General features: G+C 67.8%; 23 protein-coding genes. 10 read left to right on the forward strand and 13 right to left on the reverse strand.

Annotation, left to right across the window (positions count from 1 at the left end):
• Positions 1–281: 281 nt before the first annotated feature.
• The 4 genes from H0264_RS06845 to sdhC are packed head-to-tail and all read right to left on the reverse strand — an operon-like array spanning position 282 to position 3,662.
• Entirely contained in the window at positions 282–1,049 is a 768-nt protein-coding gene (locus tag H0264_RS06845; protein ID WP_181583182.1) for a succinate dehydrogenase iron-sulfur subunit, read from the reverse strand.
• Positions 1,049–2,800 carry a succinate dehydrogenase flavoprotein subunit gene (gene sdhA, locus H0264_RS06850; RefSeq protein ID WP_181585337.1) on the reverse strand — a complete coding sequence of 584 codons (1,752 nt, stop codon included), beginning with the start codon at positions 2,798–2,800 and terminating at the stop codon, positions 1,049–1,051. The genes H0264_RS06845 and sdhA overlap by 1 nt, the downstream gene beginning before the upstream one ends.
• A 33-nt stretch (positions 2,801–2,833) precedes the next feature.
• Entirely contained in the window at positions 2,834–3,265 is a 432-nt protein-coding gene (locus tag H0264_RS06855; RefSeq protein WP_181583183.1) for a succinate dehydrogenase hydrophobic membrane anchor subunit, read from the reverse strand.
• 1 nt (position 3,266) lies between these two features.
• Positions 3,267–3,662 (reverse strand): succinate dehydrogenase, cytochrome b556 subunit, encoded by a 396-nt coding sequence (gene sdhC / locus H0264_RS06860; protein WP_181583184.1) that lies wholly within the window; start codon positions 3,660–3,662, stop codon positions 3,267–3,269.
• Between the two features lie 302 nt (positions 3,663–3,964).
• Here sdhC and H0264_RS06865 point away from each other — a divergent pair, with 302 nt between their 5' ends.
• The 5 genes from H0264_RS06865 to H0264_RS06885 all read left to right on the forward strand — a co-directional run bounded on the left by H0264_RS06865 (position 3,965) and on the right by H0264_RS06885 (position 8,041).
• Positions 3,965–4,366: a cytidine deaminase gene (locus H0264_RS06865; protein ID WP_181583185.1), complete on the forward strand. Its 402-nt coding sequence runs from the start codon at positions 3,965–3,967 to the stop codon at positions 4,364–4,366.
• Positions 4,367–4,454: 88 nt separating this feature from the next.
• Positions 4,455–5,738, forward strand: a complete 1,284-nt coding sequence (locus H0264_RS06870) for a thymidine phosphorylase (RefSeq protein ID WP_220140024.1) — start codon at positions 4,455–4,457, stop codon at positions 5,736–5,738.
• Between the two features lie 89 nt (positions 5,739–5,827).
• On the forward strand, positions 5,828–6,100 hold the full coding sequence (locus H0264_RS06875) for an excalibur calcium-binding domain-containing protein (RefSeq protein WP_181583187.1): 273 nt from the start codon (positions 5,828–5,830) through the stop codon (positions 6,098–6,100).
• Positions 6,101–6,235: 135 nt separating this feature from the next.
• Positions 6,236–7,327, forward strand: coding sequence for an adenosine deaminase (locus H0264_RS06880; protein ID WP_181583188.1), 1,092 nt, complete (start codon positions 6,236–6,238; stop codon positions 7,325–7,327).
• Between the two features lie 57 nt (positions 7,328–7,384).
• Positions 7,385–8,041, forward strand: coding sequence for a hypothetical protein (locus H0264_RS06885; protein WP_181583189.1), 657 nt, complete (start codon positions 7,385–7,387; stop codon positions 8,039–8,041).
• 18 nt (positions 8,042–8,059) lie between these two features.
• Here the strand turns inward: H0264_RS06885 and H0264_RS06890 are convergent, their stop codons facing one another.
• The 5 genes from H0264_RS06890 to H0264_RS06910 are packed head-to-tail and all read right to left on the reverse strand — an operon-like array spanning position 8,060 to position 11,580.
• On the reverse strand, positions 8,060–9,307 hold the full coding sequence (locus H0264_RS06890) for a primosomal protein (protein WP_181583190.1): 1,248 nt from the start codon (positions 9,305–9,307) through the stop codon (positions 8,060–8,062).
• A 14-nt stretch (positions 9,308–9,321) separates the two neighbouring features.
• A complete protein-coding gene (locus tag H0264_RS06895; protein ID WP_181583191.1) occupies positions 9,322–9,687 on the reverse strand; it encodes a YbaB/EbfC family nucleoid-associated protein in 366 nt (121 codons plus the stop codon).
• Complete coding sequence (locus H0264_RS06900) at positions 9,684–10,025, reverse strand: hypothetical protein (protein ID WP_181583192.1); 342 nt, start codon at positions 10,023–10,025, stop codon at positions 9,684–9,686. Before H0264_RS06900 ends, H0264_RS06895 begins: the two co-directional genes overlap by 4 nt.
• Positions 10,022–11,260 carry a C40 family peptidase gene (locus H0264_RS06905; protein WP_181583193.1) on the reverse strand — a complete coding sequence of 413 codons (1,239 nt, stop codon included), beginning with the start codon at positions 11,258–11,260 and terminating at the stop codon, positions 10,022–10,024. The genes H0264_RS06900 and H0264_RS06905 overlap by 4 nt, the downstream gene beginning before the upstream one ends.
• Positions 11,257–11,580 carry a type VII secretion target gene (locus H0264_RS06910; RefSeq protein WP_181583194.1) on the reverse strand — a complete coding sequence of 108 codons (324 nt, stop codon included), beginning with the start codon at positions 11,578–11,580 and terminating at the stop codon, positions 11,257–11,259. Before H0264_RS06910 ends, H0264_RS06905 begins: the two co-directional genes overlap by 4 nt.
• Before the next feature lie 139 nt (positions 11,581–11,719).
• Between H0264_RS06910 and upp the strand changes: the two genes are divergently transcribed.
• A complete protein-coding gene (gene upp / locus H0264_RS06915) occupies positions 11,720–12,343 on the forward strand; it encodes a uracil phosphoribosyltransferase (RefSeq protein ID WP_181583195.1) in 624 nt (207 codons plus the stop codon).
• Between the two features lie 3 nt (positions 12,344–12,346).
• Here the strand turns inward: upp and H0264_RS06920 are convergent, their stop codons facing one another.
• The 3 genes from H0264_RS06920 to H0264_RS06930 all read right to left on the reverse strand — a co-directional run bounded on the left by H0264_RS06920 (position 12,347) and on the right by H0264_RS06930 (position 15,031).
• Positions 12,347–12,568: a hypothetical protein gene (locus H0264_RS06920; RefSeq protein ID WP_181583196.1), complete on the reverse strand. Its 222-nt coding sequence runs from the start codon at positions 12,566–12,568 to the stop codon at positions 12,347–12,349.
• 113 nt (positions 12,569–12,681) lie between these two features.
• Entirely contained in the window at positions 12,682–14,241 is a 1,560-nt protein-coding gene (locus tag H0264_RS06925) for a phospho-sugar mutase (RefSeq protein WP_181583197.1), read from the reverse strand.
• Positions 14,242–14,251: 10 nt separating this feature from the next.
• Complete coding sequence (locus H0264_RS06930) at positions 14,252–15,031, reverse strand: purine-nucleoside phosphorylase (RefSeq protein ID WP_181583198.1); 780 nt, start codon at positions 15,029–15,031, stop codon at positions 14,252–14,254.
• A 148-nt stretch (positions 15,032–15,179) separates the two neighbouring features.
• On the opposite strand from H0264_RS06930, the gene H0264_RS06935 reads away from it, so the two are divergent.
• The 3 genes from H0264_RS06935 to H0264_RS06945 all read left to right on the forward strand — a co-directional run bounded on the left by H0264_RS06935 (position 15,180) and on the right by H0264_RS06945 (position 18,617).
• Positions 15,180–15,887, forward strand: coding sequence for an enoyl-CoA hydratase/isomerase family protein (locus tag H0264_RS06935; RefSeq protein WP_181583199.1), 708 nt, complete (start codon positions 15,180–15,182; stop codon positions 15,885–15,887).
• 277 nt (positions 15,888–16,164) lie between these two features.
• Positions 16,165–17,355 (forward strand): M20 family metallopeptidase, encoded by a 1,191-nt coding sequence (locus H0264_RS06940; protein WP_244976241.1) that lies wholly within the window; start codon positions 16,165–16,167, stop codon positions 17,353–17,355.
• Positions 17,356–17,453: 98 nt separating this feature from the next.
• Positions 17,454–18,617: a M20 family metallopeptidase gene (locus H0264_RS06945; RefSeq protein WP_181583201.1), complete on the forward strand. Its 1,164-nt coding sequence runs from the start codon at positions 17,454–17,456 to the stop codon at positions 18,615–18,617.
• Between the two features lie 126 nt (positions 18,618–18,743).
• Here H0264_RS06945 and H0264_RS06950 read toward each other — a convergent pair whose 3' ends face one another.
• Positions 18,744–19,223: a gamma-glutamylcyclotransferase family protein gene (locus tag H0264_RS06950; protein WP_181583202.1), complete on the reverse strand. Its 480-nt coding sequence runs from the start codon at positions 19,221–19,223 to the stop codon at positions 18,744–18,746.
• 203 nt (positions 19,224–19,426) lie between these two features.
• On the opposite strand from H0264_RS06950, the gene H0264_RS06955 reads away from it, so the two are divergent.
• Positions 19,427–20,827, forward strand: a complete 1,401-nt coding sequence (locus H0264_RS06955) for an NAD(P)H-quinone dehydrogenase (RefSeq protein ID WP_181583203.1) — start codon at positions 19,427–19,429, stop codon at positions 20,825–20,827.
• Positions 20,828–21,081: the final 254 nt, after the last annotated feature.

A 21,081-nucleotide genomic window follows, 5' to 3' on the forward strand; every position in this document is an offset into this window, starting at 1 on the left:
ACGGACAAACGACCCGCAATGCTACGAACTCATTTCGCAAAAATTGCCTGGCAATTGGTGCAGAACCGCACCCATGTGAACACTGTTCCGACGCTCGCGCGATCTTGACGAAATCCATCCCAGCGAAAGGCAAACAGCTGGCGAACGCCCGTAACATGCTGCCGCACCCCGTTTCCCGGCCCTCGCGACCCGCCTGACCAGGCATGACTTCCGTCACCACGACGAAGGCCGCCCGCATCCGAAGATGCGGGCGGCCTCGTAATTCGGCTCAGGTTCCGGAATTACCGCGCGAAGAGCAGGGCGCGCTTGACTTCCTGGATGGCCTTGGTGACCTCGATGCCGCGGGGGCATGCGTCGGTGCAGTTGAAGGTGGTGCGGCAGCGCCAGACGCCCTCGACGTCGTTGAGGATGTCGAGGCGCTCGCGGGTGCCTTCGTCGCGGCTGTCGAAGATGAAGCGGTGGGCGTTCACGATCGCGGCCGGGCCGAAGTAGCTGCCGTCGCTCCAGTACACGGGGCAGGAGGTGGTGCAGCAGGCACACAGGATGCACTTGGTGGTGTCATCGAAGCGGGCGCGGTCGTGCTGGGACTGGATGCGCTCGCGGGTGGGCTCGTTGCCGTTCGTGATCAGGTACGGCTTCACCGCCTTGAAGGCGTCGAAGAACGGCTCCATGTTCACGACGAGGTCCTTCTCCACGGGCAGACCGCGGATGGGCTCGACGGTGACGGTGATTTCCTTGCCGTTCTTCGGGAGCATGTCCTTCATCAGGAGCTTGCACGCGAGACGGTTCACGCCGTTGATGCGCATCGCGTCCGAACCGCAGACGCCGTGGGCGCAGGAGCGGCGGAAGGTCAGGGTGCCGTCCAGGTAGGACTTGATGTACATCAGCACGTTCAGGAAGCGGTCGGTGGGGAGCACCGGGACCTTGAAGGAATCCCAGTGATTGCCCTTGCCGTCCTCCGGATTGAAGCGGGCGATCTTGACCGTGATGATGGTCGAGCCGTCCGGCACCGGGGCCGCCTTCTGCGGCGTTTCAGCGACTGCGGTCATCAGTACTTACGCTCCATCGGCTCGTAGCGGGTCTGCACGACCGGCTTGTAATCGAGACGGATCTCGGAGATGAGCTCCGGCGTCTGCTTGTAGGCCATGGTGTGGCGCATGAAGTTGACGTCGTCGCGATCCGGGTAGTCCTCACGGGCGTGGCCGCCACGAGATTCCTTGCGGTTCAACGCGCCCGCGACGGTGACGTCGGCCAGCTCCAGCAGGAAGCCCAGCTCGACGGCCTCCAGCAGGTCGCTGTTGTAGCGACGGCCCTTGTCCTGCACCACGATCCGGGTGTAGCGCTCCTTGAGCACCTGGATCTCCTCCAGCATGGACTTCAGCGACTCCTCGGTGCGGTACACACCGGCCTTGTCGTCCATGGAGTTCTGCAGATCGGTGCGGATGTCGGCGACCCGCTCGTTGCCGTGGTCCGAGAGCAGACCGGCCAGCCAGTCCTGCACCATCTGCGCCGGGTTCTCCGGCATCTCGACGAACTCGGCGCGCTGCGCGTACTCGGCGGCCGCGATGCCCGCGCGCCGGCCGAACACGTTGATGTCCAGCAGCGAGTTGGTGCCGAGGCGGTTCGCGCCGTGCACGGACACACACGCGCACTCGCCGGCGGCGTACAGGCCGGGCACGATGTCGGTGTTGTTGCGCAGCACCTCGCCACGGATGCGGGTCGGGATGCCGCCCATCACGTAGTGGCAGGTCGGCATGACCGGCACCGGCTCCTTCACCGGGTCCACACCCAGGTAGGTGCGGGAGAACTCGGTGATGTCGGGCAGCTTCTCCTCGAGCACGTCCTCACCGAGGTGGGTCACGTCGATGAGCACGTAGTCCTTGTTCGGACCGGCGCCGCGGCCCTCGCGGACCTCCTGGACCATGGAGCGCGCGACGATGTCACGCGGCGCGAGGTCCTTGATGGTGGGGGCGTACCGCTCCATGAAGCGCTCGCCGGAGGCGTTGCGCAGAATGCCGCCCTCGCCTCGGACCGCCTCGGAGATCAGGATGCCCAGGCCCGCCAGACCTGTCGGGTGGAACTGGTGGAACTCCATGTCCTCCAGCGGAAGTCCCTTGCGGAACACGATCGCCATGCCGTCACCGGTGAGGGTGTGGGCATTGGAGGTGGTCTTGTACATGCGACCCGAACCACCGGTGGCGAAGATGATCGACTTCGCGTGGAACACGTGCAGGTCACCGGTGGCCAGCTCGTAGGCGACCACGCCGGTGGCGATCGGGCCGTTGGGGCCCTCGGTGAGAACCAGGTCCAGCACGTAGAACTCGTTGAAGAACTCCACGTCGTGCTTGACGCAGTTCTGGTACAGCGTCTGGAGAATCATGTGCCCGGTGCGGTCGGCCGCGTAGCACGCGCGACGCACGGGCGCCTTGCCGTGGTCACGGGTGTGCCCGCCGAAGCGACGCTGGTCGATCTTGCCCTCGGGCGTCCGGTTGAACGGCAGACCCATCTTCTCCAGGTCGAGCACGGCATCGATGGCCTCCTTGGCCATGATCTCCGCCGCGTCCTGGTCGACGATGTAGTCACCACCCTTGACGGTGTCGAAGGTGTGCCACTCCCAGTTGTCCTCTTCCACGTTCGCCAGCGCGGCGCACATGCCGCCCTGCGCCGCGCCCGTGTGCGAGCGGGTCGGGTAGAGCTTGGTCAAGACGGCAGTCCGCACCCGGGGACCCGCCTCGATCGCGGCGCGCATACCCGCGCCACCGGCACCGACGATCACGACGTCGTAGCGGTGCTCCTGAATCGGTCGAGAGTCACTCATCGAGGTGGCCTGTTCCTAACTGATGTTGGGGTCGAAGGTGAAGATCACGTAGGTGCCGGTGGCCATGACCAGAATCATGGAGATCACCAGCGCGGTCTTCAGCCAGAAGCGGGTGGAGTCCTTGCGCGCGTAGTCGTCGATGACGGTCCGCAGGCCGTTGCCGCCGTGCAGCTGCGCGAGCCAGAGCATGGTCAGATCCCAGATCTGCCAGAACGGGGAGGCCCAGCGGCCGGCCACGAACGCGAAGTTCAGGCGCTGCACGCCGCCGTCGATCATCAGCATGATGAACATGTGGCCGATGACCAGGAAGACCAGCAGGATTCCGGAGAAGCGCATGAACAGCCACGCGTACTTCTCGAAGTTGTTGCCGGAGGTGCGGCGCGGCGCGCGCGGCGCGTCGAGACTGGCCGGGCGGTCGTAGCTCTTACCGAGAACAGGTGCGGTCATGTCAGTGCTCCGTCAGCAGGTAGAAGAACTGGCGGCCGATGCCGGCGCCCGCGATCAGGACCCAGAGGGTGAGCACGATCCAGAGCATCTGCTTCTGGAAACGCGGACCCTGCGACCAGAAATCGACGAGAATGACCCGGATGCCGTTGAACGCGTGGAACAGCACGCACACGACCAGGCCCATCTCCATGAGGGCGACGAGGGGGTTCTTGTAGGTCTCGATCGCACGGTCATAGGTGTCGGGGTCGACGCGCACCAGTGCGGTATCGAGGACGTGGACGAACAGGAAGAAGAAGATCGTCACGCCGGTGATTCGGTGCAGCGCCCAGGACCACATGCCGGGGTCGCCTCGGTAGAGAGTCCGCTTCGGCTTGGCCGGAGCTTCTAGCGTGGTCATAGAGTGCGGTGCCTCCAACGTCGTTGATGGACCCGGTCAGATCCGGCCGCGGAGCCGTTGGACTGTCGATAACACCTGCTCACACATGGAATCGACATCCAGTGGCAGTGCCGCAGGTCCGCTGTCGGGAACCTGAACCGATCTGATTGGGAACTCTAATCCCCGGAGTTTGGGGGAACTAATTCGGCGTGCCGCTCGTTGGCCCGAATTGTTGTGAGTTAGGTTTGCCTTTCCTGATTTTCCGGGCATGGTTCGATGGGTTCAGTGCGGGTCCCGTCACGGCCTCTGGAGGATGGTCCGATATGTCGGAAATCGACTGGAAAACCTTGCGGCACAAGGCTTCCGAAGTCATGCGAAATGCCTATGCGCCATACTCGCGATTCCCCGTGGGGGCCGCTGCTCTCACCTCCGCCGGTCGCGTTGTGAGCGGTTGCAATGTGGAAAATATCTCATACGGCCTGGGCCTCTGCGCCGAGTCTGTACTGGTCGGTAACTTGATTTCGAGTGGGGGAGGCCGGTTGCTGGCCGTCTCCGTCTGCGACTCGCGCGGCGAAATCCTCATGCCCTGCGGCCGCTGCCGGCAGGTGCTCTACGAGTTCGGCGGCGGCACACTGCTTGTCGACCACAAGGGCGCGCCCGTGAAGCTGAGCGAACTCCTCCCCGACGCCTTCGGACCCGACGACCTGGCCGCCGGACAGCAGTAAAGGCGCAGCTCAACAGGATTCGGCAGGCCGCGGTCGGCGATCTTCGATGCGCGCGACCCGGCGGCGTGCGAGGGTGGTCAGGGTGACGGTGCATTCGGCGGTGTCGGTGATCACGACCAAGCGCGACGGCGGGGAGCTGAGCGACGCCCAGATCGATTGGGTGGTCGACGCGTTCACTCGCGGCGAGGTGGCCGACGAACAGATGTCGGCCCTGGCCATGGCCATCGTGTGGCGCGGCATGACGCGCCGCGAGACCGCGCGGTGGACCGCCGCCATGCTCGCCTCCGGACAGCGGCTGGACTTCCGCGACCTGCCCCGGCCGACCGTGGACAAGCACTCCACCGGCGGCGTCGGCGACAAGATCACGCTGCCGCTCTCGCCGCTGGTTGCGGCCTGCGGGGCGGCGGTGCCGCAGCTGTCCGGCCGCGGATTGGGCCACACCGGCGGCACGCTCGACAAGCTGGAGGCGATTCCCGGCTGGCAGGCCGACATTCCGGTGCCGCGCATGCGTGAGCTGCTCGCGGATCCGGGCATCGGCGCGGTGGTGTGCGCGGCCGGCGCGGATCTGGCTCCCGCCGACAAACGGTTGTACGCCCTGCGTGATGTCACCGGAACCGTCGAATCCATCCCCCTGATCGCCAGCTCCATCATGAGCAAGAAGATCGCCGAGGGCACCGGCGCGCTGGTGCTCGACGTGAAGGTCGGGCGCGGCGCGTTCCTGAAGCAACTCGACCAGGCCCGCGAACTCGCCACGGCCATGGTCGAACTCGGCACCGACGCGGGCGTGCGCACCGTGGCCCTGCTCACCGCCATGGACACTCCGCTCGGCTGTACTGCCGGAAACGCCCTCGAAGTCGCCGAATCCCTGGATGTACTCGCGGGCGGCGGCCCCGCCGACGTGGTCGAGCTCACCCTCACCCTGGCCCGGGAAATGCTGACGCAGGCCGGAATCGACGACATCGACCCCGCCGACGCCCTCGCCGACGGCCGCGCCATGGACCACTGGCGCGCCATGGTCTCCGCTCAGGGCGGCGATCCGGACGCCGAACTCCCCAGCGCCAGGCACACCGAAACCCTGCGCGCCACCGCATCCGGCACCCTGACCCGCCTGGACGCCTACGACGTCGGCATAGCCGCCTGGCGTCTCGGCGCCGGCCGCGCCCGCCAAGGCGACCCGGTCCAACCCGGCGCGGGCATCGAAATGCACGCCAAACCAGGCGATTCCGTGCGCGCGGGCCAACCCCTGCTGACCCTGCACACCGACACCCCCGAAACCTTCCCCGCCGCCCTGGCCGCCCTGTCCGACGCCTTCACCATCGCCGACACCGAATTCACCCCGCCCCCACTGGTTCTGGGCCGCATCCAACCCTGACTCCCACTCGACGCTTGCTCATGGTCCCCATTCAGAGGGCCTGACCTGGACGCGTGCCGCGGGTGCGCGGGCGGCCTAGCCTGGGATGGATGAAGATTCGAACCAGCAGGAGGGTGGCGGGTTCGGGGGCGGCGGGGCTGGCGGGGGTCGCGATCGTCGCGGTGCTCGCGGCCGGGCCGCAGTCGGCGTATGCCGAGCCGGGCGACCATGTCCCGGTGCCGGTCACCACGAAATCGGAATCCCCCCGGCCGTACTACGCGAATTGCGTGGAGGTCCGGCAGCAGCTGGACCGGCCGCTGCTGCGCGGGCAGCCGGGCTATCGGGCGTCACTCGACCCGGACGGGAACGGTATCGCCTGCTGAGCTGGGACGCGATCCCTGACCGGTAGGTGAAGATCACGCGCGGGGCAGCAACGCGGGGGCAACGACATGCCGAACAGGTCGTAGTCGGAGTGTTAGTCGCCTGCCTGGGAGCGGGAATGCGGCTACCGTCGATACATGACTGGACCGACGCCTTTGACTCTCGCTTCGATCCGACAGGCGCCCAAGGCGGTTCTGCACGATCATCTCGACGGCGGGCTGCGGCCCGCGACCGTGCTCGAGCTGGCGCGTGACTGCGGATACGACCAACTACCGGCCGATGACGCCGAAACCCTGGGGCGGTGGTTCCGGGACGCGGCCAACAGCGGGTCGCTGGAGCGGTACCTGGAAACCTTCGCGCACACCGTCGCCGTCATGCAGACGCCCGAGGGCCTGCGCCGGGTGGCGCGCGAATGCGCGGAGGATCTCGCGGCCGACGGCGTGGTGTACGCGGAGGTCCGATTCGCTCCGGAACAGCATCTCGAGGCCGGACTCGACCTGGACGAGGTCGTGGAGCACACGCTCGCCGGATTCCGGGAGGGCGAGGCGCTGGCGGCCGCGGCCGGGACGCCGATTCGCATGACCTGTCTGCTCACCGCCATGCGGCACGCGGCACGCTCGCGGGAGATCGCGGAGTTGGCCGTGCGCTGGCGTGACAAGGGTGTCGGCGGGTTCGACATCGCCGGCGCGGAAGCCGGGTTCCCGCCCTCACGGCATCTGGACGCCTTCGAATACATGCGCGGCAACAGCGCGCACATCACGATTCACGCGGGAGAGGCGTTCGGGCTGCCGTCCATTCACGAGGCCATCGCCTTCTGCGGCTGTGACCGCCTCGGGCACGGGGTGCGGATCACCGACGACATCACCGACTCCGCCGACGGTCCGAAACTCGGCCGGGTCGCGAATTATGTTCGGGATCAGCGGATTCCGCTGGAACTGTGCCCGTCGTCGAATGTGCAGACCGGGGCGGTGCCGTCACTGGACAAGCATCCCTTCGACCTGCTGGCGCGGCTGCGGTTCCGGGTCACGGTGAACACCGACAACCGGTTGATGAGCGACACCAGCATGAGCGAGGAGATGCACAAGCTGGTGGAGACCTTCGGGTACGGATGGAGTGATCTGGAGCGGTTCACCATCAATGCGATGAAGTCGGCGTTCATTCCGTTCCCGGATCGGCTGCGCATCATCGACGAGGTGATCAAGCCGGGTTACGCGGTGCTCATCGGATAACTTCACGTGAAATAGTTCACGGAGCCCGCGGATTCGCGATTAGTTAGCGTGAGAACTATGACGACTCTGCGGATTCCGAGCCGATTCAACGGTCCACCCGGCTCGGGCAACGGCGGCTGGGTGGGCGGTCTGCTCGCCGAACAGCGCGACGACGCCGTGGTGCAGGTGATCCTCCGCAGCCCGCCGCCGCTGGAATCCCCGCTGCGCGTGGTGGGCGGGTACCTCTTCGACGGGGACACGCTGGTCGCCGAAGCCGCGGCGGGCGAGTTCACCGCTGCCGCGCCCGCGCCGGTCGAACGGTCCGTGGCGGTGACGGCAACCGTTGAACGGCAGGGTGATTCGCCGTTCCGCAAGTGCTTCGTGTGTGGTGACGAGCGCGAGGACGGGCTGGGCATCCAGGCCGGTGCGGTGGCCGACGGAGTGGTGGCCGCGCCGTGGTCGCCCGACGACACCCTCCCCATCGGCACGCCGCTGCTGTGGGCCGCCATGGATTGCCCCGGTGGCTTCACCGTCCCCGAAATCGCGACTCGCCCAGCGGTTCTCGGCTCCATGACGGCGACCGTGCACGCGCTCCCGGCTGTCGGGGAGCAGTGCGTGGTGGTCGGCGAGCTGCGTGGCGAACAGGGCCGTAAGGGCCTCACCGCCACCGCGATCTACGGCGAGGACGGCCGCCTGCTCGGGCGCTCCGAGCAGGTGTGGATCAGATTGTCCTGAACAGCGATTCCGTACAGCTCAGCCCTTCTGGAGCCGTGCCTCGAAGGCCTGCTCCAGCATCTTCCAGGCTTCCGCCTCCGCCGCGAACGGCGGGTTCGGGGCCATCCGGGTGGGGTCGGGGTTGAGCAGGTAGGAGACGTACCAGCCCAGCGGGGTGGAGACGGCGAGGGCGTTCTCTACCGCGTCGTCGTCGGCGTAATCGGCTGCGTCGGTGAACAATTCGACCGCCAGGTCGAGCTGGTCGGTGTCGACCGCCTGCGGGCCGTCGGCCAGGTCGTCGGCCAGGCCGGGCAGGACGTAGACGTTCTCGTCGTCCACCTCGACCTCGAGCGAACCGTCCACGGCGGCGGTCTGCACGTCGCCGTAGGTGACCACGCGCGCCAGGTCGTGTTCGTGGTCGTCGGCCAGGTAGCGGGCCAGGGCGCGCTCGGACGGGAACACCGTGATGCTGCCGTCGGCGCCGAGGAAGATCGGCTCGTCGTCCACGTAGCAGCGCAGCGTGTAGAACGTGCCCTCGGAGGTGATGATCTTGACGGGGTCGATGCCGACCTCGTGCCAGAACGTCTCCTCGTCGTCCTCGTCCTCGTCGTCGTCCTTGGACAGGTCGACCGGCTCGATGTCCTCGTCGATGTCGGCGGCGTCCTCCGCGTCGACCTCGTTCTCTTGTGCCGCAAGCAGTTCCGCCTCGGCGACCGACACCGCGTCGGCGTCCACCTCGGGAATGCTCACCACCGAGTCGATGGCGTCCAGGACGTCGTCCCAGTCCTTGCTGATGGCCGCGCCGATCTGATCCCAGAGTTCCTCGCCCTCACGCCCGGCGAAGGCGCTCACCCCGGCCGGGAGCGCGCCCAGCACCGGATGCGAGCCGAAGAACTTGGTGACCACGTCGAGTTCGCAGACGTCACCGATATTGCGGACCATGTCGAGGGTCTCCTCGAGCTCGGAGATCACCTCCGGGTCCGGGTCGTCGGCCGCCAGCTCCGGCACGCCCACGAGATCGAAGACGAACTGCTCCTCGGGCTCCAGTTCGGCCGCCGACAATCCGGCGATGATCTTCCACGCGGGATGATCCACCAGATCGTTCTCCGAGTTGGTGCGAATGAACGCGGCCAGCTCGGCGACGGACTCGAATCCGTACAGGTCTTCCTCGTGACCGAGGAACGCCTGCCACTCATCGTCACCGTCTCGCCAGCGCGGTGCCCACAGGGTGACGAGATCGCCTTTGGTCAGGCCGAGCGCGATCGGGACGATGTCTCCAGAAGCCATGACGGGAAGCCTATCTAGTGGCTGCCCCGGGCACTATCCGGGCCGCCCCCAACATTTCCCGTCGGCTGGATCAATGTTCCGCTCCGCGGAAGCGACTTGTTCAACTCGGCCATGACCTGCGCCCGCTGCGCGGTGGCGTCGGCGGCCGCCTGCTGGCACGCCCAGAGGATCAATTGCGAGACCTCCGAGGGCTGCTGGGCGGTCACCGATTCGGCCAGCCGCAGGCTCGTCACCGCGCCGTCGCCGTCCACCTCGACGGTGATCGAGCGGTCGGGTGAGGTGAAGGTGCCGCGCACCTGTTTGAAGCCGTACAGCGCCGCTTCCAGCGCTTCCAGGCTGTTGGCGACCCGTCCGACCAGGGCATCCATCTCCGCGCTCATATCTGCCTCATCCACGTCGCCTGGCCGGTGTCGGCCTCGTCCAGCCGATCCAGCTCGTCCACCGCGCCCTGCCGGGTGGGCAGGCCGAGCCGGTTCAGAATGTGGTCCGGCATCCCCAGCTCGGCCAGCATCTCCCGCCGCTGCGCCTTCGCCACAATGGCCGCCCGCTTGGTGAGCCGCAGGATCTCGTCGGCGAGAGCCTGTGCGCCGTAACGGTATTCACTGCGCTCGAAGGTGATCTCGACCGGCATCCCCTGATCGGTGGCGCGTACCGTCACCGTGCCGGCCCGATTGGTGTTGGCCGCCACCGTGACAGGCGGAACCTGCGGTGGCGTCATGCGGTTGGCCTGTAGAAGCCGAGGAACTGCATACCGATGTTCTCCGTTCGAATCGGACCGATTTGGACGGGATCCCCCGCCTCCACCAACAGACCGTTGCCGATCACCATGGCGACATGGCCATCCCACACGGCCAGATCGCCCGGCATCAAGTCCCCTGGACCGATTTGTGCATGGCCATGACCCTGCTCCTGTGCCAATCGCGGCAAAAACACCCCTGCCTCCGCATACGCCCACTGTGTCAGCCCACTGCAATCCAGTCCGGCACCGGGTGTGGTGCCGCCCCAGACATACGGCGTGCCGACCGCAGCGATCGCATTGCGGACCGCATCGGCCGCCTGCTGGTTGGGAGCCTCAACGGTACTGCCGTCGGGCAGAGTAAGTTTCACCCCGGTGGCCGTTGTCCGCATCTCGTCGGTGTCTCGGCCGTTCCCGGCTATCCCGCCACGCCCGTTCCCACTGGTCCCGCCACGCCCGCCGGATGAGCCGCGGTATGCGGTGCCGCCTCGGCCACCGGTGACTGCGGACGCAAGTCCTGTCGATGCCGGAATGGCCGTCATTCCGTACGAAGCCGCCGTCCCGTCATCGCCTGAACCGCCCGCCGGGCGGATCTGCCCCGCACCGCCTCCCTGTGCGCCGACGGCGGCCGAAACAACCTCAGCGCCAACACCACTCGCAGGGACCGCACCCGCGGCCTCGGGTATGGGCGGTGGCGTGGCCAACTCCTCCATTGCCGCCGTCTCCACCTCGAGTTCGGCCCGCACCCGCTCCACCACCCGCACCGCGCGCCCCAGATGCTCGATGGCTTCCGACACGATCACCTGTTTGCCCGCCGGACTCAGCCCCTCCGCCCCGAGTCCCGCCACCGTTTCCCCGAACGACCGCTCGATCTCCTTCAACTCCCGCTGCCCCTGCCCGATCACCCCCGCAGCCCGATCCACCGCCTGCGCCATGGCATTTCCCTGATCCGACAGGGTGGCAGCCGCGGTCTGTACCTCCAGTGCCATCCCCATGGCCGCATCCCCGGCCCCGCCCCGCCAGGCCGCGTACAACCCGTCGATCCCCTCCCGTCCCTCCGCGTGTACGCCGTCCACCGTGGCCGACGTCTGCCGCAAGGCATCGGCCACGCCCCCGGCCGACCCGTTCCCGAAAATCTCCGACAACTCGGCAATGGCCTGTGCCAGCCCCGCCACATCCACCGCGATCTCTTCGCTGAGTTCGGTTGTGGCGCTCATATGTTCGCCTCCGGCGTGAGGGTGCTCAGGGTGGTGGCGTTGGTGCGGTCGGTGGTGATGTAGGCGTCGGCCGAGCCATTGGTGGCGGTGCCGAGGCTGGCGAGGACGGTCGACAATGCGGCCAGGCTTCCGGTGTGGGTGGTGTGGGCTGCCGCGTAGGCCGCTAGAAAGTCGGCGCCTATGCGGCCCAGGGCGGGGGCCAGCGCGAGGGGGTCGGCGGTTGCGGCGAGGATGCTCGCGGTGGTGAGGGTGGCTGCCTGGTGGGTGGCCGCTGCGGTGTAGGCGGTCATGGCGGCTGGGTCGATCGAGATGCCGGGCATCGGAACCCCTGTCGTGCTGGTCGTGGAGTGATTACGTCCTGCAGGGGATTGGACGCGGGGGAGCGGGTTTCGGTTCCCGGGTTTCGGGGAATCTGGCCGCGCGGGACCGGGGAGAGCCGGGCTGACCTATCGTTTTCCTATGCGCACTCACATCGTGGACCATCCGCTCGCTGCCGCTTTGCTGACCACCATGAGAGATGCCCGCACCTCGAATCCGACATTCCGGGCGGCGCTGCGCGACCTCACCGGCATCCTGGTCTACGAGGCGCTGCGCGAGGCCCCCGTCGTCACCTTCCCCATCGCCACCCCCGTCGCCGCCGCCGAGGGCACCCGCCTGGCCCACCCGCCCCTGCTGGTCCCGGTCCTGCGCGCCGGCCTCGGCATGGTGGAGACCGCCGAGAACCTGGTCCCCGACGCCCGCATCGGCTTCGTCGGCCTGGCCCGCGACGAGAACACCCATCAGCCCACCCCCTACATGGAGTCCCTCCCCGACGACCTCTCCGAAACCCCGGTCATCGTCCTCGACCCCATGCTCGCCACGGGCGGCTCCATGGTCTACACCCTCGACCTGCTCGCCACCCGCAATGCCCGCGACATCACCGTCCTCTGCGTCGTCGCCGCCCCCGAAGGCATTGCCGCGCTGGAGAAGTCGGGCCACCCCATCCGCCTGGTCACCGCCTCGGTGGACCGCGGCCTCAACTCCGACGCCTTCATCGTCCCCGGCCTCGGCGACGCCGGCGACCGTCAATTCGGCCCCCGCTGACCGTCAGGACGGCCGGACGAACAGCTCCAGATGTGAGCACGCGGTGCAACGCCACGCATCGATGCCGAAGCGCCGCTTGCCCATTCGCCTGACGCCGCCGAAGGGGCCGAACTCCAGCGGCCCCGGTATCCAGCGTGCGTACCCTTTCGCGTACTCACCGGCATCCTCGATGAACCCGGGTTCCAGTCCGGTGCTCCCGCAGTGGGTGCAATGCGGCTGATTCACGGCTCGCTCCCCGCCTCGACGAATAAGAAGACCGCTTTCGAGGCTAAGCGCCTGGTCGAAAGTCCTCCGCATGGGGCGCACGTCGGACGAGTGGGACTTCTGCCGATGCGCGCTCAGAGCTTCTCGCAGAAGGCCCGCATTTCGGCGATGCGCTGGGTGGCGGCGGCCCTGGCGGCTTTCAAGTGGGCCGGGGCCGGGACCGGTTCGAAGGCTTCGAGGTAGCACTTGAGTTTGGGTTCGGTGCCGGAGGGGCGGACGACGATGCGCAGGGACGGGCCGTCGAAAATCAGTGCGTCGGTACGCATCTGCCCGCGGATCGTGGACATATCGGTGCAGGACACCGGAACTCCCGCGATCTCCGTCGGCGGGGTCTCGCGCAGTCGCGCCACCACGGCGGCGGCCTCGGTGACATCCGGCAGTCGCAAGGACACCTGATCGCCCGCGTGCACGCCGAATTCCACTGCGAAATCATCGAGTACGTCGAACAGGGTGCGACCGGCCGCCTTCAATTGCGCTACCAGATCCGCCGCGAGCACGGCCGCCGAAATCCCGTCCTTGTCACGCACGGCGGCCGGGTCCACGCAGTGACCGATGGCTTCCTCGTACGCGTAGACGAGGCCCTCACCCGCACGTGCCAGCCATTTGAAACCGGTGAGCGTCTCGGCATATCGCGCTCCCCGCGCCGGAGCCAGCTTGCTCAGCAGTCGTGACGACACGATGGTGGTGGCCACCAGCGAATCCGGCGCGGCGCTGCGCAGCACGAAATCGCCCAGCAGGACACCGGTTTCGTCGCCACGCAGCATGCGCCAGCCGTTCGGGCCGGGGACGCCCACCGCGCACCGATCCGCATCCGGATCCAGTGCGATGGCCACATCCGCCCCGACCTGCTCCGCGAGCTTCAGCAGCAGGTCCGATGCGCCCGGCTCCTCCGGGTTGGGGAAGGCGACCGTGGGAAAGTCCGGATCCGGGGCGAACTGCTCGCTGACGACGTGCACGTCGTCGAATCCGGCCGCCCGCAGGATCGATACCGCGAGCTCGCCTCCCACGCCGTGCATGGCGGTGAGGGCGATGCGAATCGGGCTGCGCTGCACGGGTTCTCGATTGCCGTCGCCGATCAGGTGGGGGAGCTCGGCTACCCGGGACGCGTAGCGGCGGACGATTGCCTCGCCCATCTCGGCGCCAGTGGTTCCGGCGGGGAGCGAAAGCCGTTCCGGGGCAGGGGATGTGGGGGTGGGGTCGGTGCGGGGGACGGGGGTGCGTACGGCGTCGATGCAGGCTTCGATTTCGGCGTCGGCCGGGGGGACGATCTGGGAGCCGCCGTCGAGGTAGAGCTTGTAGCCGTTGTCGGTGGCGGGGTTGTGGGATGCCGTGATTTGCACTCCCGCAACGGCTCCCAGGGCTTTCACCGCGTAGGCCACCACCGGGGTGGGCAGCGGGCGGGGGAGTTGCAGGACCGAGAAGCCCGCGGCGGCAAAGACTTCGGCGGTGGCCGCCGCGAAATCGGCTGAGCCGTGGCGGGCGTCGCGGCCGACGATCACCAGGCCGCCGCCGAGGCAGCGGTTGCGGAGCCAGTCGGCTATGCCGGCGGTGGCTCGGGTGACGGTGTCGATGTTCATGCCGTCGGGGCCGTCTTGCAGGGGGCCACGCAGGCCCGCCGTGCCGAAGCGCAGCATGGCCCGCCGCCTACAGGCGCTCGAGGACGCCGCGGAGGAGCTTGCCCAATCGTGGTGCGGCGGCGTGGCCTTCGGCGAGCACCTCGGCGTGCGAGAGCTGCGCGCCGGTGATGCCGGCGGCCAGGTTGGTGACCAGGGAGATGCCGAGCACGCGGGCTCCCGCCGCACGACAGGCGATGGCCTCCAGCACGGTGGACATGCCGACCAGGTCGGCGCCCAGGGTGCGGAGCATGCGGATCTCGGCGGGGGTCTCGTACTGCGGGCCGGTGAGCCCGGCGTACACGCCCTCGGTGAGCGTGTGGTCGACTTCCTTTGCGAGCTTGCGCAATTCGGGATCCCAGGCGTCGACCAGGTCCACGAAGTCCGCGCCCACCAGGGGGGTGCGGCCGGTGAGGTTCAGGTGGTCGCTGATCAATACCGGTTCGCCGACCGATAGCCCGTCGCGGATGCCGCCCGCCGCATTGGTGAGCAGAATCGTCTCCGCGCCCGCGGCCACAGCGGTGCGCACATTGTGGACGACCTGCGCGGGCTCCTTGCCCTCGTACAGATGCTGGCGTCCCATGAGCAGCAGCACCGGCCGATCGTTCACCAGCACCGAGTGGATCGTGCCCTGATGTCCCTGCGCCGTGGGCTCTCCGAACCCGGGCACCTCCGACATGGGTATCGAGGCACTGGGATCCCCGATCTCGAGGGCGGCCTCCTGCCAGCCCGACCCGAGCACCACCGCGACCCGGTGTTGCTGCACTCCAGTACGTTCGGCGATCGCCTCGGCGGCCTGCGCGGCTAGCATGTCGCCCACCCTAGTCGCCTGCGATCTCCGATGCCCGCCCGCGCCGCAGAGCTGTCCTGTTCGCACGCTTTTCGGCATGCCACCCGATCCGTGACACAAACGCTACCCGCCAGTAGGTCTGTCGGTGCACCCTCGCTACGCTGCACTCATGCCGTATTTGAACCGCGATGGGGATGTGTTCGTCCTGTACCTCGGCGTCGAGGGCCAGAACATCGACAGCGAGAACCGCTTCCACCCCGATTGGATCGACGCGGTCCACGCGCTGCTCGACGAGGTGGAGGCCAGCGAGGGTCCGGCCGCCCTGGTCGTGACCGCCAACGGCAAGTTCTTCTCCAATGGCCTCGACACCGACTGGCTGTTCAGCAATTTCGACAAGAACTGCTGGTACCTGGACCGTGTGCACTCGCTGTACAGCCGCCTGCTGACCTTCCCGCTGCCGACCATCGCGGCCGTGAACGGTCACGCCTTCGGCGCCGGCGCCATGCTGGCCACCTCCTGCGACTTCCGCATCATGCGCGCGGACCGCGGTTTCTGGTGCCTGCCCGAGGTGCACCTGGGCATGCCGTTCACCGTGGCGATGAACGCCCTGCTGACCGGCCGCCTCACCAATCAGGTGTGCGTGGAGGCCATGACCACCGGCCGTCGCTACGCCGCCGATGACGCCATCGCGGCCGGCATCGTGGACGGCAAAGCGGATGCCGACCAGTTGCTCGCGACCGCTATCGCGCGCGCCGAGATGCTGAAGGGCAACCGCAAGCCGAACCTTCCGGTCATCAAGCGCGCCCTGCACAAGGTCACCCTCGAGGGCCTCGCGGTGGAGACCACCCCCGAGAACCTGGCCTTCAGCCCGAGCTGACACCCGCTGACGCAGCGCGAAACCCGATAGGGGCCCGGCGGAATCCCGTCAGGGCCCCTATTCCTGTCTCGACGATGCCGCCGCGCGCGAGATTTCCGGCTCACCTGGTGCGACACCGCGCGCCGGGAGTGCGAGACTGTGGGGCATGCCACCATCGCGCAGCGGCGATGATCGGAGATCCTGCATACCGATCAGTCGGCACGAGACAGCCGTGCCGTCATCCGCCGCTGCCCGGAACAAGATCGAATCCCCGGCGTTCGCCGCCGCTGACCCCACCGTGCTCACCGCCGCCGATTCCGCCATCGCCGCCGGCCGCGATCAGCTCATCGCCCTCTCGCACGCCATTCACGCCGAACCCGAACTCGCCTTCGAGGAGTTCCGCAGCGTCGAGAAAACCATCGAGCCCCTGCGGGAACACGGCTTCCGCATCGACAAGGGCATCGCCGATCTGCCCACGGCTTTCTCCGCCGAATACGGCAGCGGAGACCTTGTGGTCGGTTTGTTCGCCGAGTACGACGCCCTCCCGGAAATCGGACATGCCTGCGGGCACAACATCATTGCCGCCGCCACGGTGGGTGCGGCGCTCGGTCTGGCCGCGGTGGCCGACGCGTGCGGCCTCACCGTGAAGGTCTTCGGCACCCCCGCCGAGGAGTCCGGCGGCGGCAAGGTCCTCATGCTCGACCGCGGCGTCTTCGACGATCTGGCCATGGCGCTCATGGTGCATCCCGGTCCCGAGGACATCGCGGGCGCGCGTTCCCTGGCCCTCGCGGACCTGTCCGTGACCTTCCAGGGCCGTGAGTCGCATGCCAGCGCCGCGCCGGAGTACGGGCGCAATGCACTCGATGCGGTCACGGTCGCGCAGGTTGCACTAGGTTTGCTACGCCAACATCTACTCCCCGGACAGCAACTGCACGGTATAGTCGGGTCGGGCGGCGTGGCCCCCAATATCGTGCCCGGACACGCGGAACTGCTGTATTACCTACGCGCAGGCGACTCCGCGACCCTCGACGATCTGATGCAACGAGCATCAGCCTGTTTCGAGGCTGGTGCCCTGGCGACCGGATGCACACATGACATCCGGAAGCTCGCGCCGACGTACACCGAGCTCACTCCCGACAGTGCGCTGCTGAGCGCCTATCGCGAGCAGATCCTCGAACTCGGACGCGCGCCGATCGCTCCGGAACTGGAAGCCGCACGGCCGCTGGGCAGCACGGATATGGGCAATGTCACCAACGTCATCGCCGGTATCCACCCGGTCATCGGCATCGATGCCGGGGGAGCGGTGACCCACCAGCCCGCGTTCGCGGCCGCGGCCGTGAACGCGTCGGCCGACCGCGCTGTCCTGGACGGGGCAACGGCATTGGCTCGCACCGCGATAACCATCGCAGGCGATCAATTTCATAGGGACAGGTTGTCGGAACGAGTTCTGCAACGGCAGTTTCAGCGACGACAGGAGGATATTCGGTGAGCACAACCGGCCGGTCCGCAGCTACCAGAGCGCTGGGGCACAAGGCGGGCACGTGTGTATCCATGCAGCCCGCCGGCGCGGCAATGGAGGCTATGGACATGGTTACCGGGCGTGACGCGGTCGAAGCGTGGCTTTCCGAGCACACGGACGATCTCATTTCGTGGCGCCGGCACATCCATGCGAATCCGGAGCTTTCCCGGACCGAATTCGGTACCACCGAGTTCATCGAATCCTGGCTCGTCAAGGCGGGATTGGAGCCGCGCAAACTACCGAGCGGCACCGGCCTGATCGTCGACATCGGTCCCGACACTCCCCGTATCGGCCTGCGGGCGGATATGGACGCGCTTCCGCTGCAGGAGTACACCGGCCTGCCGTTCGCCTCGACCGTTCCCGGTGTGTCGCACGCCTGCGGGCATGATGCGCACACCACGATCCTGCTCGGCACCGCGCTGGCGCTGGCCGAGATCCCGAACCTTCCGGTCGGTGTGCGGCTGGTGTTCCAGCACGCCGAAGAGGTCATGCCCGGTGGGGCCATCGACATGGTCGCCGCGGGGGCCATGGAAGACGTGTCGCGCATGTTCGCGCTGCACTGCGATCCGCGGCTGGAGGTCGGACGGGTCGGTATTCGCGTGGGGGCCATCACTTCCGCCGCCGACACCGTCGAGCTCGTGCTGGATTCGCCGGGTGGGCACACCTCGCGGCCACACCTGACCAGCGACCTGGTCTACGCCATCGGCACCGTGATCACCGGACTCCCCGGTCTGCTGTCGCGGCGCATCGATCCGCGCACCAGCACCGTCATGGTGTGGGGTGCGGTGTCGGCGGGCAAGGCGCCCAACGCGATTCCGCAGACCGGCATGCTCACCGGCACCGTCCGCACCGGCGATCACGCCACCTGGTCGCTGCTCGAGCCCATGGTGCGCGAGATCGTCGAGGGGCTGCTCGCACCGACCGGCGTGCGGTACCAGCTCAACTACAAGCGCGGCGTGCCGCCGGTGGTCAATGACGAACTGGCCGTGCGCATGTTCGAGGACGCCATCCGGCCGCTCGGACCCGACGCGCTCGCCGACACCCTGCAATCCGGTGGCGGCGAGGACTTCTCGTGGTACCTGGAGGAGGTGCCGGGCGCGATGGCGCGGCTCGGCGTGTGGTCGGGTCAGGGCGAACAGCTCGACCTGCACCAGCCCACCTTCGACATCGACGAGCGGGCACTGGTGGCAGGCGTGCGCGTCATGACCAACCTGGTCCTGAACTCGCACTGAGGAATTCACGAACCAACCGGAATCGGGGGCAGCGCCCCCGATTCCGGGCATCCGGGTACACCTCGTAACGGGGGCCGGGGGCAGCGCCCCCGATTCCGGGGGTCCGGGGGCGGAGCCCCTGGGAGATTACAGCCCGAAGGTGCCCGGTCCCACGTTCTTGGAGTTGCGGGTGCGCAGGGCGAGCACGTAATCCGCTGGTGCGCCCGCCTTTTCGGCGGCGTCGGCGATGACGCCCAGGTAGCGGGCCGACGGTAGGCCGCCCTCGTAGGCGTCGAGCACGTACAGCCAGGCGAGGACCGGGTCGGTGCCGGTGCTCTGGTTGGGGGTGACGCGCAGCCGGATCTTCTTGTGGATGCCGAAGTCCGAGCCCTCCCAGCGGTCCAGGCTGATCTCGTCGTCGTCCGGGACGTCGTAGAGGACGACGAAGACGCGTTCGGCGGGGTCCTCGACCACGGTGGCCAGCGGGCCCTCCCAGCCGATGTCGTCGCCCGCGAAGGTCAGCCGCCAACCCTCCAGCCAGCCGGTTCCGTACACGGGGGAGTGCGGGCAGCGCTTCAGCATCTGCTCGGGATCCATGTTGGATCCATAGGCGGCGTAAATCGGCACCACAAAAGCCTATCGAACAAAATCCGCAACCGTCCCCGATCCCCGTCACCGGGCGGTTCGCGCACGGGCGCGGCGTGGTAGCTAAACGCACAAAACGCCCGTAAAGATCACACCCGACGTGCTCGCAGCCGTGAGGACCTGGCCCGATAACGTTGTAGGGCGGCGGCCGGAGATCCCGAGCGCCGAGGCAGAAGCGAGGGACAATGACCCGCATTGCGATCATCGGTGGCGGTCCGGCCGGTTACGAGGCGGCGCTGGTCGCGGCACAGCACGGCGCGCCGGTCACGCTGATCGACAGTGACGGCATCGGCGGCGCATGCGTGCTGTGGGATTGCGTGCCGTCCAAGACCTTCATCGCGTCCACCGGCGTGCGCACCGACCTGCGCCGCGCCCGCGACCTGGGCATCACCGTGCACCCCTCGCAGGCGCAGGTGCGCCTGGCCGAGGTGAACTCGCGCGTGAAGGCGCTCGCGCAGGCGCAGTCCTCCGACATCAAGGCCAAGTTGCAGACGGCCGGCGTGACCGTGCTGTCCGGCTTCGGCGAGATCATCGACCAGGCGCCCGGCCTGGCCACCCACCTGGTGAAGGCCACCTGCCCGGACGGCCAGCAGATTCTCGAGGCCGAGGTGGTGCTCATCGCCACCGGCGCCAGCCCCCGGGTGCTGCCCGGCGCCGAACCCGACGGTGACCGCATCCTGAACTGGCGTCAGCTCTACGACCTCAAGGAACTGCCCGAGACACTGGTCGTGGTCGGCTCCGGTGTGACCGGCGCCGAATTCGTGTCCGCCTATACCGAGATGGGCGTGAAGGTGAAACTCGTCTCCAGCCGCGACCGCGTGCTGCCCGGCGAGGACGCCGACGCCGCGCTGGTGCTGGAGGAGGCGCTCGCCGAGCGCGGTGTGGAACTGGTCAAGCACGCGCGCGCGGACGCGGTGGAGCGCACCGCCGACGGCATCGCGGTGAAGCTGTCCGACGGCCGCGTCGTGACCGGCTCCCACGCGCTCATGACCGTCGGCTCCGTGCCCAACACCGAGAACCTGGGCCTGCAGCGCGTCGGCATCGAACTCGACAAGGGCGGATACCTGCGCGTGGACCGGGTTTCCCGCACCACCGCGCCCGGCGTGTACGCGGCCGGCGACTGCACCGGCCTGCTGCCGCTCGCGTCCGTGGCCGCCATGCAGGGCCGCATCGCCATGTACCACGCGCTCGGTGAGGGCGTGCAGCCGATCCGCCTGAAAACCGTTGCGTCCGCGGTGTTCACGCGCCCGGAGATCGCCACCGTCGGCGTCTCGCAGACGGCGATCGACAATGGTGAGGTGCCCGCGCGCACGGTCATGCTGCCGCTCAACACCAATCCGCGGGCCAAGATGTCGGGCCTGCGACGGGGTTTCGTGAAGATCTTCTGCCGTCCCGCCACCGGCGTGGTCATCGGCGGAGTTGTGGTGGCGCCCATCGCTTCCGAGCTCATTCTGCCGATCGCCCTCGCGGTGCAGAACAATCTGACCGTCAACGATCTCGCGCAGACCTTCTCGGTGTACCCGTCGCTGACCGGTTCGGTGACCGAGGCCGCACGCCAGCTCATGCGCCACGACGACCTCGATTGATAGCGAACACAACTCGTCGGCCGGGGCGGCCGGCAGATGAACAGCGAAAGTTGTGACATCTGCCGCTTGCCGCCTTGCACCACGTGTGATTCACTTCGCCACGGGATGCGATCGGGCAGGGTGATCGCGAGATTGTCGGGGGGTCAACCCTTCCGGCGGAGCCGGTGCTCAAATGACCGTCGGCGGAGCCGGTGCTCGACCTGACCGGCACTCGCGTACCGATCGCGCGCGAGGGACGAAGGAATCGAGCGAAA

The sequence above is a fragment of the Nocardia huaxiensis genome, from assembly GCF_013744875.1.
Taxonomy (GTDB): Bacteria; Actinomycetota; Actinomycetes; order Mycobacteriales; family Mycobacteriaceae; genus Nocardia; species Nocardia huaxiensis.